This is a genomic window from Melittangium boletus DSM 14713 (assembly GCF_002305855.1).
In the GTDB taxonomy this organism is placed as follows: Bacteria; Myxococcota; Myxococcia; order Myxococcales; family Myxococcaceae; genus Cystobacter; species Cystobacter boletus.
This window is the reverse complement of the sequence record NZ_CP022163.1, coordinates 6,641,109-6,654,832: the sequence shown is the minus strand read 5'-3', so window position 1 is coordinate 6,654,832 and position 13,724 is coordinate 6,641,109. Positions and strand designations below refer to the sequence as shown.

The window sequence follows — 13,724 nt, the reverse complement described above, 5'->3', positions numbered from 1 at the left end:
GGGAGGCCATCCCCATGGGCACCCTGGGCACATGCGCCGCTTCGGCTTCAGCTCGTTCGTCCGGGCCCGCCTGCGCCGACGGCTCTTCGCCTGGTTCACCATCTCCATGCTCGCCACCGGCGTCGTGGTGGGCACGGGCATGTATGCGACGGGCGGCACCTGGCGCCAGGACGCCGGGCGCATGCGCGTCTTCGCGGCCAACCGCCTCGCCGAGGTCTGGGACGCTCCCGGGGAACGCAGCGCGCTCATGCACGCGGTGGCCACGGATCTGCTCACGGACGTCGAGTTGCACGATGCCTCGGGCACCGTGCTCGAACGCACGGGCGCGCCGTGTGAGCCACCGGACGCGACGTTCACCCTGCCCGTGCTCCGGAAGGGCCAGCGGCTCGGCACGGCGTACGCCTGCGCCGGCGCCGGACGCACCCGGCCACCCTGGCGCGCGCCGCTCGGATGGGCGCTGGCCATGGCCACGCTGTGGATGGCCTCGGGATGGCTCGCCCGGCGGCTGGCCCACCCCATGGATCTGCTGGCACTGGCCGCGAAGGAGCTGGGCGAGGGCCGGCTGGACACGCGCGTGCACCTGGGACGTCACGCCACGGGGGAGATGGCCGTGCTGGCCTCGGCCTTCAACGAGATGGCCGCGCGCATCGAGCGGCAGATGGGGGAACAACGCGAGCTGCTCGCCACCGTGTCCCACGAGCTGCGCACGCCCCTGGCGCACCTGCGCGTCCTCGTGGAGCTGATGCGGGACGCCGGAGGCCCGGAGCGCATGGCCGAGCAGATGGAGCGCGAGGTGGTGGAGCTGGACTCGCTCGTGGGCGAGCTGCTGGCGAGCTCACGGCTGGACTTCGGCCAGCTCACCCGGCGCGCGCTGGACGCCACGGAGCTGGCGTCGCGGGCCCTGGAGCGCACGGGACTACCGCCGGAGACGCTGGCGGTGGAGACGACCGACACGCGGCTGGTGGGGGACGCCACGCTGCTCGGGCGCGCCCTGGCCAACCTGCTGGACAACGCGCGCGGGCATGGCCAGGGGGTGGAGGCGCTGCGCCTGGTGGAGCGTGACGGACGGCTCGCCTTCTGCGTGGAGGACCGCGGCCCGGGGCTGCCTCCGGGCGAGGAGGCCCGCCTCTTCGAGCCCTTCTACCGGGGGCGTCCGGGCCGGGAGTCCCGCGAGGCGGGCTCGCTGGGACTGGGGCTCGCCCTGGTGCGGAGAATCGCCCAGGCCCATGGCGGAGACACCTTCGCGGAGAATCGCGCCGAGGGCGGTGCCCGGGTGGGCTTCACCCTGGGCCCGAGCGACCCCTCGCCCGGGTGAGGCCCGCGCCCTACTTCACCGCGCCCGAGGCGGTGCCCTTGGCGTCCTCGGCGGAGAACTCGAAGGACACGGGGCTCGACTGCCCCTCCTTCACGGTCACCTCGGCCGTCTTGGTGCCCAACGTCTCGTGCCAGGCCTCGAGCGAGTAGGTGCCCGCGGGCAGGTGCTCGATGGAGAAGGCGCCCTTGGCGTCGGAGGTGGCGAAGAAGGGATTGGGGTTCACCAACACCCAGGAGACCATCCACGGGTGGATGTCACACTTGAGGCGCAGCACCTCGACGTCCGAGGGCAGGGAGCGCTGCACGGGCTTGCCGTTGGGCGGCTGGGCCACGTTGAAGATGGACTTGGTGCCGGACAGGGCCCGCGCGTTGTGCAGCGTCCCATCGCTGTTCTTGATGAGCACGGGCTGACCCAACACGGCGCCCTGCACGCGGGGCGAGTAGGTGCAGCCCTGCTGATCGATGACGATGGGCTGGGTGCGGCGCGAGTTGGGCATCAACCCGCGCACGCGCACGAGGACGTTGCCCAGCTTGCCTCCCACCACCTGGAGGGACTGGTCCGTCGACGGCATGGACTGGCAGGCGGGATCCTGGCTCGGAGTGATGGCGGCGGCCGGAGGCGGCGTACCCTTGAAGGTGACCGAGCCCTGGACGGTGCCTCCGCCCGTGAGCGGCGGGGCGTCGGGCTCGACCGCGGCGGGGGCGGGAGCCGTCGTGTTCGAGGTGCTCGAGGGAGCCGACGTCACGGGCGTGCGGTCGGAGGACGAGGACTCCTGCTTGCAGGCGGACAGGGCCACGAGCCCCACCGTCCCCAGCACCGAAATCCCCAACGTACGCCACATCATGTGAACTCTCCCGGGTGTCACGCGCCTGCCTTCCGACGAGGCGGAATCAAACATGCCCACCGCTGTCGAGCATCATCGCGGCGAAGAGGCCGGTCAGGTACAGCAGGCTGAACAGGAACGTCTGGCGAGCCCAGGCCCGTCCCAGGCTCTGGAAGAGCCCCCGGGCCCCGAGCGCCAGGAAGGACAGCCCCAGCACCACGGCCACGCCCAGGTACCACCCCCCCGCGATGCGCAGTTGGAAGGGCAGCAGGCTCATGGGCACCAGCGCCACCAGGTAGAGGACGATCTGCAGGCGGCTGGAGTCGTCCCCGCGCTCGATGGGCACGGACTTGAGGCCGGCCGCCGCGTACTCGTCCTTGCGGAACAGGGCGATGGCGATGAAGTGGGGGATCTGCCACAGGAAGAGGATGGAGAAGAGGACGTAGCCGCCCGCGTCGATCTGCCCGGTGACGGCCGTCCAGCCCATGAGCGGGGGCAGCGCGCCGGGGATGGCGCCCACCAGCATGGCCGCGGAGGTGCGCGCCTTGAGCGGCGTGTACGCGAGCACGTAGCTGAGCAGGGCCACCAGGCCGAGCACGGCCGTGAGCACGTTGGCGCCCAGCGCGAGCGCCGGCAGGCTCACGGCGGCCAGCCCCAGGCCGAAGAAGAGCGCCACGAGCGGGTCCATGCGGCCCGAGGGCAGCGGACGGTTCTGGGTGCGCGCCATGAAGCGGTCGCTGTGGCGCTCCCAGTAGCAGTTGAGCGCGTTGGCCGAGCCCACCAGACCGGAGGTGGCCAGCAGGGTCACCAGGATGCGCGACACCGTCAGCTCTCCGGGTGCCAGCCACATTCCACCCGCGGTGGTGGCGAGCACGAGGCCCGACAGCCGGGGCTTGGTGAGGGACAGAAGATCCGAACTCAGGCTCGGCACACTCACGGCGGCTTGCGCGCTCACGCGGGAACTCCCCAATTCGCGGCAGGCTCGAGACTGACGCGGGTTGGGGGCGGAGGGAAAACTCCGCCCGGGGTCAAAGGCCCCCTCCCCTTACACAGGGGACGAAGTGACTTCAAGCAAACGGGCGCGGGATTCATGCCATCCCCGCGCCCGCCGCCATCATCTTCGCTTGTCGCTCGGGGCAGCCCGGCTCACAACGCCTGGGCGCGCGCCACGAACTCGCCCTTGGGCTCGCGCTTGACGTACTCCTGCGCCAGCGCCTTCGCCTTGGTGGCCTGCTTCTTGTCCTTCGAGAGGAACGCCGCGTAGAAGTAGTACGCCGGGGCGTAGTTCTCGTCCGCGTTGAGCGCCTTCTGGTACGTCTCGTCGGCCTTGGCGCTGTCGCCCTTGCCCTCGAAGACGCGCGCCAGCTCCAGCAGGGCCGTGGCGGCCTTGTCCGGCTGACCGATGTACTCGGTGCTCGCCTTCTCCAGCGACTCCTGGGCCAGGTCCCACGAGCCCCGCTCGCGGTAGATGGCGCCGATGGCCAGACGGGCCTCGGGGTTCTTCGCGTTCGCGTCCTTCACCGACAGCTGGTACTTGGCCAGCGCGTCATCCAGCTTGCCCTGGCGGCGGTAGGCGTTGCCCAGCATGGTGAGCAGCTTGGGGCTGTTGCCCATGGTCTTGATGGCGGTGTCGAGCGCCTCGGAGGCTTCCTTCTCGCCGCCGGGCTTGCCCATGAGGGCCTTGGCCAGCTCCACGTAGAACTGGGCGCGCGTGCCGTCCATCTTCACGGCCTTGCGGATCTCCGTGGCGGCCTGATCGTACTGGTTCTCCGAGATGAGCCGGCGGCCCTTGATGAGGAAGAGCTCGGGGCTGTTGCGGTCCAGCGTGAAGCCGGTGTCCTCGGCCTTGGTCAGCTCCTGGCGCGCCTTCTCCTTGTCGGTGGGCACGCCGGTGGCCTCCGCCAGCTTGGCCTGCTCGTCCGGCTTCATCTTCTCCATGGCCGTGGACACGCGCGAGATGAGCAACGCGCGCGCGACGTTGGCCGCCGCGAGCTGGCGCGGAGACGGAGGAGGCGACACCTCCAGGAGCTTCTTGAGCATCACCGCGGCCAGGCCGAAGTTGGCCTCGTCCTGCTCGAGCATCAGCAGGGACTTGCCGAGCAGGGACTCGGGGTGATCCTTCTCGTAGCGCAGGGCGAAGTCGTAGTTCTTCCACGCGGTGCCGTCCTGGCCGAGCCGACGGTACACGGCGCCGAGCGCGGCGTAGATGCGCGGATCATCCGGCGACAGGCCCTGGGCCTTCTCCAGGTTGTCCTTGGCGCGATCCATGTCACCCGCGTTCATCTGGATGAGGCCGAGCGTCAGGTAGAGCAGTGAGCTGCGCTTGCCCTCCTTGTCGAAGTCCTGCACGCGCTTCTCGAGATCCACGAGCGCGTCCTTGCCCTTGCCTCCGTACGTCTTGACGAGCGCCTCGGCGGCGTAGAGGTGGGAGCTGATCTCCCCGCTCTTCTGGGCGGCCGCCAGGTGATCCTCGGCCTTCTTGCGCGCATCGTCGCCGCCGCCGTGCTCGCCCCAGCGGATGGCGTAGGCGTAGGCCAGGTAGCCATGCGCCGCGGTGGAGTCGGGATCCGCGTTGAGCGCCGCGTCCGCCGCCTTGCAGGCCTCCTGATAGGAAGCGTACGAGTCGTGCTTGAGCTCCTGGGTCGCGATGTCGAGCTGCCGCTTGATTTCGCGGTTGCGCGTCGCGGCCATGCGGCCCTGGACGAAGTAGCCGCCCAGGATGATGGGCACCGCGACGAGCAAGCCCAGGGTGATGAACTTGTTCTTGTCCGCGCCCTTCTTGCGCGGCTTGCGCGGGGCGTCGTCGTCGTCGTCGTCGACGTCATCGTCCTCGTCGACGACCACGGCGGCACGACGGGCCGGAGCGCGCGCGGCCGGCTCGTCGGCGGCGGGCTTGGCGCGGGCCGCGGGGGCCTCGGCCTCCACGCTCGGCGCGGGAGCGGCCGGAGCGGCGGCCGCCGGGGCGGGCGTCGGCGTGGGAGCAACCGGCGCGGCGGCCACGGGAGCCGGAGCGGGCGCGGCGGCCACGGGAGCCGGAGCGGGCGCGGCGGCCGCCGGCGGCTGCACCTTGTACTGCTGCATCAAGGCGAGCGTGTCGGGGTCGGCGGGATCCGCTTCGTACGCCTTGAGCAGATTGGCGCGGCCCGCGTCGGCCTCGCCCGTCTTGAGCTGCAGGGCGCCGGCCATGCGCAGCGAGGCGCGGTCGGACGGATGGGCCTGGAGGGCGCCGAGCACCTCCTCCAGGGCCTTCTTGTCCTTGCCCTGGTCTTGGTAGACGCGGGCAAGCAGGAGACGAGGGTCGGCTCGATTGGGGTGAGCCTTCACCCCTTTCTTGCAGACGACCATCGCCTCCATGAATCGCCCCGAGGCCAGGTACGCCTCGGCGAGGGGTTTATAGGCTTCAGAAGAAGGGTCGGACGCGAAGGCATGCTCCAGCTTCGCGAGCTCGGCCGGGCTCAACGTCTTCGAGGGGGAGTTGGACATTAAAGGAGGTGCCTTGGAGGGGGTCTTATGACACCCCGAGTTGCCGCGCGTCAATCGCCCAGGAGGGCCTGAACATTCCCGGCTTGACACCCGGAATGGGGTCCTGTAATTGCCCGTTCGTCTTCTCGACGGCGGGAAACCGCAGCCGCCCAACGGTGTCGGGAGACGGAAGTGTCATGGGGGTGTAGCTCAGTTGGGAGAGCGTCGCGTTCGCAATGCGAAGGTCGTCGGTTCGATCCCGTCCACCTCCACCATGAAGTGATTGGGGCTCCACTGGAAACGGTGGGGCCCTTTTCATTTGCGCCATCCGTGAATTGAAAAGCGCCCCGGGTCTGTTATCCGGGGCCGATGACCGACCAGCCCTCGCTCTCGTTCTTCGCCCGTCTGTGGCTCGCCCTGGTGTGCTTCTGGCGGATCTGGCTCGATCGCTCGTTCGCCCAGGCCGTCCTGCCCGTGCGCCAGGCGGACGTGGCGGGCCGACTGCCCACCGGCGCGCCTGTCGCCGAGCCGACACCCGCGGCCCCCCCCGCCCCGCCGCCCGTCGTCGCCGTGCCTCCGGAGCGCGAGCATGCCTCGGCGCTCCAGTTGCTCGCCATGTTGCAGCGCGAGGGCCGCCTCATCGACTTCCTCCAGGAGGATGTGGCCGCCTTCCCGGATGAGGACGTGGGGGCCGCCGCGCGCATCGTCCACGAGGGGTGCCGCAAGCTGGTGCGTCAATACCTCACCCTGGAACCGGTGCTCCCCCAGAGCGAGGGAGACCGGGTGCAGGTGCCCGCGGGGTTCGACGCCCAGCGCATCCGCCTCACCGGCAACGTGGCCGGCCAGCCTCCTTATAACGGTGCCCTCAAGCACCACGGCTGGGTGACCACGGCCGTGACGTTGCCGTCCACCAGCCCGGCGATGGATCCCCGGGTGCTCGCGCCCGCCGAAGTCGAGCTGTCCTGACACCCCCTCACGGAGCTTCCATGGCCCGCTACGCGATTGGAATCGATCTCGGCACCACGCACTCCGCGGTCTCCTACCTCAACCTCGAGGAGGGCAAACCCCGGGGTCCCGCGCAGTCCATGCTGCCCATCCCCCAGCTCACCGCGCCGGGGACGGTGGAGGCGCGCCCGCTCTTGCCCTCCTTCCTCTATCTGCCGAGCGCCCAGGAGTTCCCCGCGGGCAGCCTCGCGCTGCCGTGGAACCCGAACGCCTCCCAGATTTCCGGAGAGTTCGCCCGCTCGCATGGCGCCAAGGTGCCCACGCGGCTCGTGTCCTCGGCCAAGAGCTGGTTGAGCCACCCCGGCGTGGATCGCCGCGCCGCGCTGCTGCCCTGGCAGGCCCCCGAGGAGGTGCAGCGCATCTCCCCCGTGGAGGCCTCCACCCGCTACCTGCGCCACCTGCGCGAGGCGTGGGACCACACCTTCGCCCGGGCCCGCGAGGAAGCCGGCAACGCCATGGCCTCCCAGGACGTCATCATCACCGTGCCGGCCTCGTTCGACGCCGCCGCGCGGGACTTGACGCTGGAGGCCGCCAAGGCCGCGGGCCTGGAGAACCTGTTGCTCCTGGAGGAGCCCCAGGCGGCGCTCTACGCGTGGCTCGAGGCCCAGGGCGAGTCCTTCCGCAAGAACATGAAGGTGGGCGAGGTCATCCTCGTGGTGGACGTGGGCGGCGGCACCACGGACTTCTCGCTCATCACCGTGCGCGACCGCGCGGGCGAGGTGGAACTCACGCGCGTGGCGGTGGGAGACCACATCCTCCTGGGCGGCGACAACATGGACCTGGCGCTCGCGCACACGCTCCAGCAGCGCCTCAACGCCGAGGGCAAGAAGCTGGATGCGTGGCAGTTCAACGCCCTCACCCACGGCTGCCGCATGGCCAAGGAAACCCTCTACGGGAACGCGTCCTTCACGCACGCGCCCCTGGCCATCGCCAGCCGGGGCTCCTCGCTGCTGGGCGGTACCATCCGCACGGAGCTGACCCGGGAGGAGCTCGACCGCGTCCTCACCGAGGGCTTCTTCCCCGCCTCCCCCCTCACCGAGATGCCACGCGTGGCCCGGCGCACCGGTCTCGCGCAGATGGCCCTGCCCTACGCGCAGGACGCCGCCGTGACGCGCCACCTCGCCGCCTTCCTCACCCGGCAGGCCCAGGCCCTGGCCAATTCACCGGACTCGCCCGTGGACGTGGGCGGCAAGGCCTTCATCCACCCCACCGCCGTGCTCTTCAATGGAGGCGTCTTCAAGGCCGGGCCCCTCAAGGCCCGCGTCATGGACGTGCTCAACGCCTGGCTCGCCGCCGACGGAGGCCAGCCCGCCCGGGAGCTCGAGGGCGCGGACCTGGACCTGGCCGTGGCGCGCGGCGCCGCCTATTACGGTTGGGTCCGCCAGGGCCACGGCCTGCGCATCCGCGGCGGCACCGCGCGCGCCTACTTCGTGGGCGTGGAGACGGCCATGCCCGCCGTGCCCGGCATGGAGCCGCCCGTGAAGGGACTGTGCGTGGCCCCCTTCGGCATGGAGGAAGGCACCCAGGCGGACGTGCCGCCGCAGGAGTTCGGCCTCGTCACCGGCGAGCCCACGCGCTTCCGCTTCTTCGCCTCGTCCGTGCGGCGCGACGACAAGGTGGGCACCTTCGTGGACGACGTGGAGGGCAACCCCGAGTTCGAGGAGCTGGCTCCCCTGGAGACGACGCTCCCGGGCACCCCCGCCCCCTTCGGAGACCTCACCCCGGTCAACCTCCAGGCCGCCGTCACCGAGGTGGGCACGCTCGAGCTGCGCTGCCTGGAGAAGAACGGCCCCGGCCGCTGGAAGCTGGAGCTCAACGTCCGCATGAAGGAGTAGAAGCACCCCACGCTTATGCACATCGTCGGCATCGACCTCGGAACCACTCACTGCGCCGTCGCCTCGGTGGACCCCGCCCAGGGGCCTGGCGCCCCCCTCCGGGACTTCCCCGTCCCCCAGCTGGTGCGGCAGGGCGAAGTGAGCGCGAGGCCCCTGCTGCCCTCCTGCATCTACGTGCCCGCCGGGCATGAACTCGCCGCCGGGACGCTGCGCCTGCCCTGGGGCGAGAGCCCCCAGGTGGTGGGTGAGTTCGCCCGCTGGCAGGGCGCCCGCGTGCCCGGCCGCGTGGTGACGAGCGCGAAGAGCTGGCTGTGCCACCCGGGCGTGGACCGCTCGGCCCCCATCCTCCCGTGGGGCGCTCCCGCGGACGTGGCGAAGCTGTCCCCCGTGGAGGCCAGCGCCCTCCTGCTCGGGCACATCGCCCAGGCGTGGAACCACGCCCACCCGGACAAGCCCCTGTCCCAGCAGGAAGTGGTCATCACCGTGCCCGCCTCCTTCGACGAGGCGGCGCGCGCCCTCACCGTGAGCGCCGCGCGCCGGGCGGGCCTGGAGAAGTTCACCCTCCTGGAGGAGCCCCAGGCCGCCTTCTACGACTACACCGCGCGCCACCGCGGCACGCTGGCCAAGTCCCTGGAGACGGTGCGGCTCGTGCTCGTGGTGGACGTGGGCGGCGGCACCACGGACTTCACCCTCGTGCACGCGGGCGTGACGCCCGAGGGCCCCATCCTCCGCCGGCTCGCGGTGGGCGAGCACCTGATGCTCGGCGGCGACAACATGGACGCCGCGCTCGCCCGGCGCGTGGAGGAAAAGCTCTTCCCGGAGGCCAATCGCCGGCTGTCCGCCACCCAGTGGACCCAGGCGCTCCAGGCCGCCCGCACCGCCAAGGAAGCCCTGCTCGGCGCCGAGCCTCCCGAGCGCTACGGCGTGTCGCTCGTGGCCGAGGGCAGCCGGCTCCTCGGCGGCGCGCTGTCCACGGAGCTCACGCGCGAGGAAGCCGAGTCCCTCGTGCTGGAAGGCTTCTTTCCCCAGGTGGGCGTCCAGGAGCGGCCCCGGCGTGCCTCGCGCATGGCCCTGCAGGAGCTGGGACTGCCCTACGCCCAGGACGCGGCCATCACCCGGCACCTGGCGGCCTTCCTCTCGCAACACGCGGCGGCGGGCTTCGCGGCCCTGGGCGAGCCGGCCCCCACCGACGGCGCCCTGCCCCGTCCGGACGCCATCCTGCTCAACGGGGGCGTCTTCAACTCGCCCCGGCTCGCCGAGCGGTTGGTGGACGCGGTGAGCGCCTGGTGGCCCCACGCGCCGCGCATCCCACTGCTGCGGCACGAGTCCCTGGAGCTCGCCGTGGCCCGGGGAGCGGCCTACTACGGCCTGGTGCGGCGCGGGCACGGCCTGCGCATCGGCGGAGGCGCGGCGCGCGCGTACTACGTGGCCCTGCAGCGCGCGGCGGACAGCGCCGAGCAGCCCGTGCTGTGCCTCGTGCCGCGCGGCTTCGAGGAAGGCAACCACGCGGACATCGGCGAGCGTCCGTTCTCGCTCACGCTCGGGCGGCCCGTGCAGTTCACCCTGTACTCCACCACGAGCGATCGCATCGACAAGCCGGGCGACGTGGTGCCGCTCACGGACGAGCTCAAGCCCCTGCCCCCCATCCACACGGTGCTCAAGGGCGCCACGGCGAAGACGGCCGAGGTGCCCGTGCACCTGCGCGCGGGGCTCACGGAGATTGGCACCCTGGAGCTCTTCGCCGTGTCCAACGTGGCGGACGAGCGCTGGCGCCTGGAGTTCGAGCTGCGGGGCACGGGCGGCGAGCGCGAGCTCACCGTCACCGAGTCCATGCCCGCGCGCTTCGCCGAGGCGAAGGACAACGTCGAGCGGCTGTACGGCAACAAGCCGTTGCCCATCGGCCCCAAGGACGTGAAGCAGCTCACGCGCACGCTGGAGAAGGTGCTGGGCCCCCGCGAGACGTGGCGGGTGCCGGTGCTGCGCGAGCTGTGGAGCTCCCTGTTCGCGGGGGCCTCCAAGCGCCGCCGGACGGCGGACCACGAGCGCGTCTTCTACAGCCTCGCGGGCTACACGCTGCGGCCGGGCTTCGGCTACCCGTTGGACCACTGGCGCGCCGAGCAGACCTTCTCCCTCTTCGAGCCCCTGGTGCAGCACCACACCGAGAAGTCCGTGTGGGTGGAGTTCTGGGTGATGTGGCGGCGCGTCTCCGGCGGCCTGAACGAGTCGCAGCAGCGCAAGCTGTACGACTACCTCAAGCCGCACCTGGCCCGGCGCGTACCGCTCAACCCGCCCGCCGCGCAGACGAAGCTCAAGGGGATTCAGCCCGAGGGCCTGGACGAGATGGTGCGCACGGCGGCGTCGCTCGAGCACCTGGAGGCCGCGGACAAGGCGGAGCTGGGCGGGTGGATGGCGGCGCGGCTCCAGGAAGAGAACAAGAGCGGCGGACCGTGGCCGTGGGCACTGGGACGGCTCGGGGCGCGCGTGCCCCTGTATGGCAGCGGCCACAAGGTGGTGGACGTGGCGGTGGCCGAGTCCTGGCTCACGCTGCTCTTGGAGCTGGGCCTGTCGCGCATCGACGGGGCCCCCTTCGCGGCGGCCCAGCTCGCGCGGCTCACGGGAGACCGCATGCGCGACCTGAGCCCCGAGCTGCGCACGCGCACGGCCCAGGCCCTGCGCGCGGCGAAGGCCTCGGACACGTGGGTGCGGATGGTGACGGAAGTCGTGGCGCTCGAGGCCGCGGATGAAGCGCGCGCCCTCGGCGACACCCTGCCCGCGGGCCTGCGGCTGTAGCCGCCCGCGACTCGCTCAGCCCTGTGAGGCCAGGGCGACGGGCGCCTCGTCCTCTTCCGCGGCAACGGCGGGCGCCGGAACCACCTGGAGGTTGGCGACCGCGGCGACCACGTTCTCCTCGACCTTCTCCTTGGGCTTGCCCGCGCCCGAGCGGCACGTGCGGCACCAAGGCTGGTTGCGGATGGCTCCGTCCGCCATCTTCCGCAGGCCGAACTGCGCCAACGGCTTGAGCGTGCGGCACTTGAGGCACATCAGCGAGATGAGGACTTCGTGGCCCTCGGCGTCGAAGATGGCCGACTTGCGACGCTTGCGCGGCTGCCCCGCCTCGCGCGCCTTGGGTTCCTTGGTGGCCGGCGGCGGCATCATCGGGGTCACTTTGTAGAGCATGTCTTTTCCTCCAGCCCGGCGCGCCCCGAGCGCTGCCTTCAAGAGGCAGTCGGGCTCATGGCGCGCCTTCACTAGACTAAGGAGGAAAAGGGTAGTTGAAAACTGATCCCAAGCCGATTTTTCGGCCCGCGCGGCGATCCGTCGGGATCTCGGCCACTTGCATGGACTCGTGCGTTCCGCCCCCCCACACGGGCGCGCATGATGCGGCCCATGCGGGGGGCGCGCCACTTCCTCACGGCCGTTCGTTGCGCTCGCGAGGAGCGCAAGGCGCTCCGTCATCCACGTAGCTGATGCGGCCTGTAGCGGGGGCCACCACGGGCTTGCCCTGGCGCTGCCACCAGGTGGAGACCGCGTCCCGGAGCAGCAACTCGCGCCCGAGCCCCAGATCGATGCGCTCGGCGGGTACCTGGGACAGCACCGCGCCCAGGCCTCCCGCGCCCCGGGCGAGGAAGTCGGGCAGCACCACCCGGTACAGGCGCTTGGAGTCGATCGGCCGGCCATTGGCCAGCGACGCGTCCTTGAAGCGCTGAGGACCCGTGCACCGCGCGAGCGTCACCTTCAAGCCGGACTCCTGGAAGAGGCTGTTGCCCGCGCCATAGGCGGCCCCCAACAGGCGCCGCAGCTCGTCTCCGGTGAGCGTGACGATGGCCACGGTGTTGTCGAACGGCAACACCTCATAGACATCTCCGTAGGTCAGCGGCCCCGCCTTGAGGTTGGCGCGCAGGCCTCCCGCGTTGAGCAGGGCCACGTCCGCCTTCTCCATCTCCCGGAGCGCGTCCGTGAGGACATTTCCAAGAGCGCTCTCCCCCTCGTAATCGCGACCCAGGGGGGTGGTGACGGTGACGCCCAGGGGCCGGCGCTGCTCGGCCTCCACGCGCGCGAGCACGGGATGGATGATCGCCTCCACCGCCGGATCCGCCACCACCGGCCCCCCGAGGAAGGTGGGCGGCACGAGCTTCACCTCCGCGCCCAGGGCCTTGAGCTTGCGCGCGTCACAGGAGCCACTCGTCTCCTCCACCCGGGCGCACACGGGCACGGCGGCCTGGAGCCGGGTGCGCTCGGGCAGGAGCTTGCGCGCCACCGGGTCCACGAAGAGCTCCAGCACCCCGAAGGAGCGGCCCTGCCCCGAGGTGGACAACACGGGCACCTCCCCGAAGAAGTGGCCCATGGCCTGGTGGGTGTGCCCCGCGAAGACGGCCTCCAGGGTGCCCGGAGGCAAGGCCTCGACCAGGGCTTGGATTTCCCCATCGGCGCGATCGCAACTCGAGGTGTCCCGCGGATTGGACAGGTCCGAGCACTTGCCTCCGGCGTGCGCGAGGCCCACCACCACCTCGGCGCCCTGGGCGCGCAGGTGCTTCACCGCCTCCAGCGTGGCGGGCAGCAGGTCCACGAAGCGCAGCGACGCCACATGGGCGGGATTGCCGATACGCGCGGTGGACGGCGTGGTGAGCCCCACGAGCCCCACCTTCACGCCCTTCACCGTCACCAGCAGGGTGCCGTCATTGCCAAGCCACGCGGGCACCCGGCCCGAGGAGGCCTCGCGCACGTTCGCGCTCAGCAGCGGGAAGCGCGCCTGATGGATGCGGGCGGTGAGCGCCCCGAACGCGTCCTCGCCCGGCCCGGGCACCGACCTGGGTCCCACCGGGCCGTAGTCGAACTCGTGATTGCCGAGCGCCGCGGCGGTGTAGCCCAGGTGGTTGTAGACCTCGACGACGGCCGCCCCCTCGGTGAGGTTGGAGGCGAGCGTCCCCTGGAAGAGGTCTCCCGCGTCCAGCAGCAGCACGCCGCCCGGGTTGTCCGCGCGCAGCCGGGCCATGTAGCCCGCGAAGCTGGCCGCCCCGCCCTCCTCCACCGTGGCGCCGCCGGGCAACACGGTGGTGTGGGGCATCAACCACCCATGGAAGTCATTCGTCCCCACCAGGGTGAGCCGCACGGGCTCGGTGGAGGCGGGAGGCGCGACGGCGGCCGCGACGGGACGCGGCTCCGGGGAACGAGGCGTGCTGCTGGCACAACCGGAGGCCGCGAGGGCCACACAGGCGAGGAAGAGGCGGGAGAGGGACATGAGGGCGCGGAGTTGAGCCCAGCCCCCCCACCCTGGCAACCCGCA

Annotated in this window: 9 protein-coding genes and 1 tRNA gene; 5 read left to right on the top strand and 5 right to left on the bottom strand. The window is 71.4% G+C overall.

The window, feature by feature from the left end:
* Nucleotides 1–31: 31 nt before the first annotated feature.
* Complete coding sequence (locus MEBOL_RS27805) at nucleotides 32–1,315, top strand: HAMP domain-containing sensor histidine kinase (RefSeq protein ID WP_095980286.1); 1,284 nt, start codon at nucleotides 32–34, stop codon at nucleotides 1,313–1,315.
* A gap of 10 nt (nucleotides 1,316–1,325) precedes the next feature.
* Here MEBOL_RS27805 and MEBOL_RS27800 read toward each other — a convergent pair whose 3' ends face one another.
* The 3 genes from MEBOL_RS27800 to MEBOL_RS27790 all read right to left on the bottom strand — a co-directional run bounded on the left by MEBOL_RS27800 (nucleotide 1,326) and on the right by MEBOL_RS27790 (nucleotide 5,621).
* A complete protein-coding gene (locus MEBOL_RS27800; protein ID WP_095980285.1) occupies nucleotides 1,326–2,159 on the bottom strand; it encodes a carboxypeptidase regulatory-like domain-containing protein in 834 nt (277 codons plus the stop codon).
* A 46-nt stretch (nucleotides 2,160–2,205) separates the two neighbouring features.
* Entirely contained in the window at nucleotides 2,206–3,093 is an 888-nt protein-coding gene (gene cyoE / locus MEBOL_RS27795; RefSeq protein WP_095980284.1) for a heme o synthase, read from the bottom strand.
* 191 nt (nucleotides 3,094–3,284) lie between these two features.
* The gene (locus MEBOL_RS27790) at nucleotides 3,285–5,621 is read right to left on the bottom strand and encodes a tetratricopeptide repeat protein (RefSeq protein ID WP_095980283.1); all 2,337 of its coding nucleotides are present in this window, start codon (nucleotides 5,619–5,621) and stop codon (nucleotides 3,285–3,287) included.
* 178 nt (nucleotides 5,622–5,799) lie between these two features.
* On the opposite strand from MEBOL_RS27790, the gene MEBOL_RS27785 reads away from it, so the two are divergent.
* The 4 genes from MEBOL_RS27785 to MEBOL_RS27770 all read left to right on the top strand — a co-directional run bounded on the left by MEBOL_RS27785 (nucleotide 5,800) and on the right by MEBOL_RS27770 (nucleotide 11,230).
* Nucleotides 5,800–5,875, top strand: a tRNA-Ala gene (locus MEBOL_RS27785).
* Between the two features lie 94 nt (nucleotides 5,876–5,969).
* A complete protein-coding gene (locus MEBOL_RS27780; protein ID WP_095980282.1) occupies nucleotides 5,970–6,566 on the top strand; it encodes a DUF2760 domain-containing protein in 597 nt (198 codons plus the stop codon).
* Nucleotides 6,567–6,586: 20 nt separating this feature from the next.
* Nucleotides 6,587–8,440, top strand: a complete 1,854-nt coding sequence (locus tag MEBOL_RS27775; RefSeq protein WP_095980281.1) for an Hsp70 family protein — start codon at nucleotides 6,587–6,589, stop codon at nucleotides 8,438–8,440.
* A 15-nt stretch (nucleotides 8,441–8,455) separates the two neighbouring features.
* A complete protein-coding gene (locus MEBOL_RS27770) occupies nucleotides 8,456–11,230 on the top strand; it encodes an Hsp70 family protein (RefSeq protein WP_095980280.1) in 2,775 nt (924 codons plus the stop codon).
* A 15-nt stretch (nucleotides 11,231–11,245) separates the two neighbouring features.
* On the opposite strand, the gene MEBOL_RS27765 is transcribed toward MEBOL_RS27770, so the two are convergent.
* Together MEBOL_RS27765 and MEBOL_RS27760 are read right to left on the bottom strand one after the other, a co-directional pair.
* A complete protein-coding gene (locus MEBOL_RS27765; protein WP_095980279.1) occupies nucleotides 11,246–11,617 on the bottom strand; it encodes a hypothetical protein in 372 nt (123 codons plus the stop codon).
* Between the two features lie 232 nt (nucleotides 11,618–11,849).
* Nucleotides 11,850–13,679 carry a bifunctional metallophosphatase/5'-nucleotidase gene (locus MEBOL_RS27760; protein WP_095980278.1) on the bottom strand — a complete coding sequence of 610 codons (1,830 nt, stop codon included), beginning with the start codon at nucleotides 13,677–13,679 and terminating at the stop codon, nucleotides 11,850–11,852.
* Nucleotides 13,680–13,724 lie beyond the last annotated feature (45 nt).

Coding starts and splice junctions, on each gene's coding strand:
- MEBOL_RS27805 (WP_095980286.1), top strand. CDS start 32: ATGCGCCGCTTCGGCTTCAGCTCGTTCGTCCGGGCCCGCCTGCGCCGA.
- MEBOL_RS27800 (WP_095980285.1), bottom strand. CDS start 2,159: ATGATGTGGCGTACGTTGGGGATTTCGGTGCTGGGGACGGTGGGGCTC.
- MEBOL_RS27790 (WP_095980283.1), bottom strand. CDS start 5,621: ATGTCCAACTCCCCCTCGAAGACGTTGAGCCCGGCCGAGCTCGCGAAG.
- MEBOL_RS27780 (WP_095980282.1), top strand. CDS start 5,970: ATGACCGACCAGCCCTCGCTCTCGTTCTTCGCCCGTCTGTGGCTCGCC.
- MEBOL_RS27775 (WP_095980281.1), top strand. CDS start 6,587: ATGGCCCGCTACGCGATTGGAATCGATCTCGGCACCACGCACTCCGCG.
- MEBOL_RS27770 (WP_095980280.1), top strand. CDS start 8,456: ATGCACATCGTCGGCATCGACCTCGGAACCACTCACTGCGCCGTCGCC.
- MEBOL_RS27765 (WP_095980279.1), bottom strand. CDS start 11,617: ATGCTCTACAAAGTGACCCCGATGATGCCGCCGCCGGCCACCAAGGAA.
- MEBOL_RS27760 (WP_095980278.1), bottom strand. CDS start 13,679: ATGTCCCTCTCCCGCCTCTTCCTCGCCTGTGTGGCCCTCGCGGCCTCC.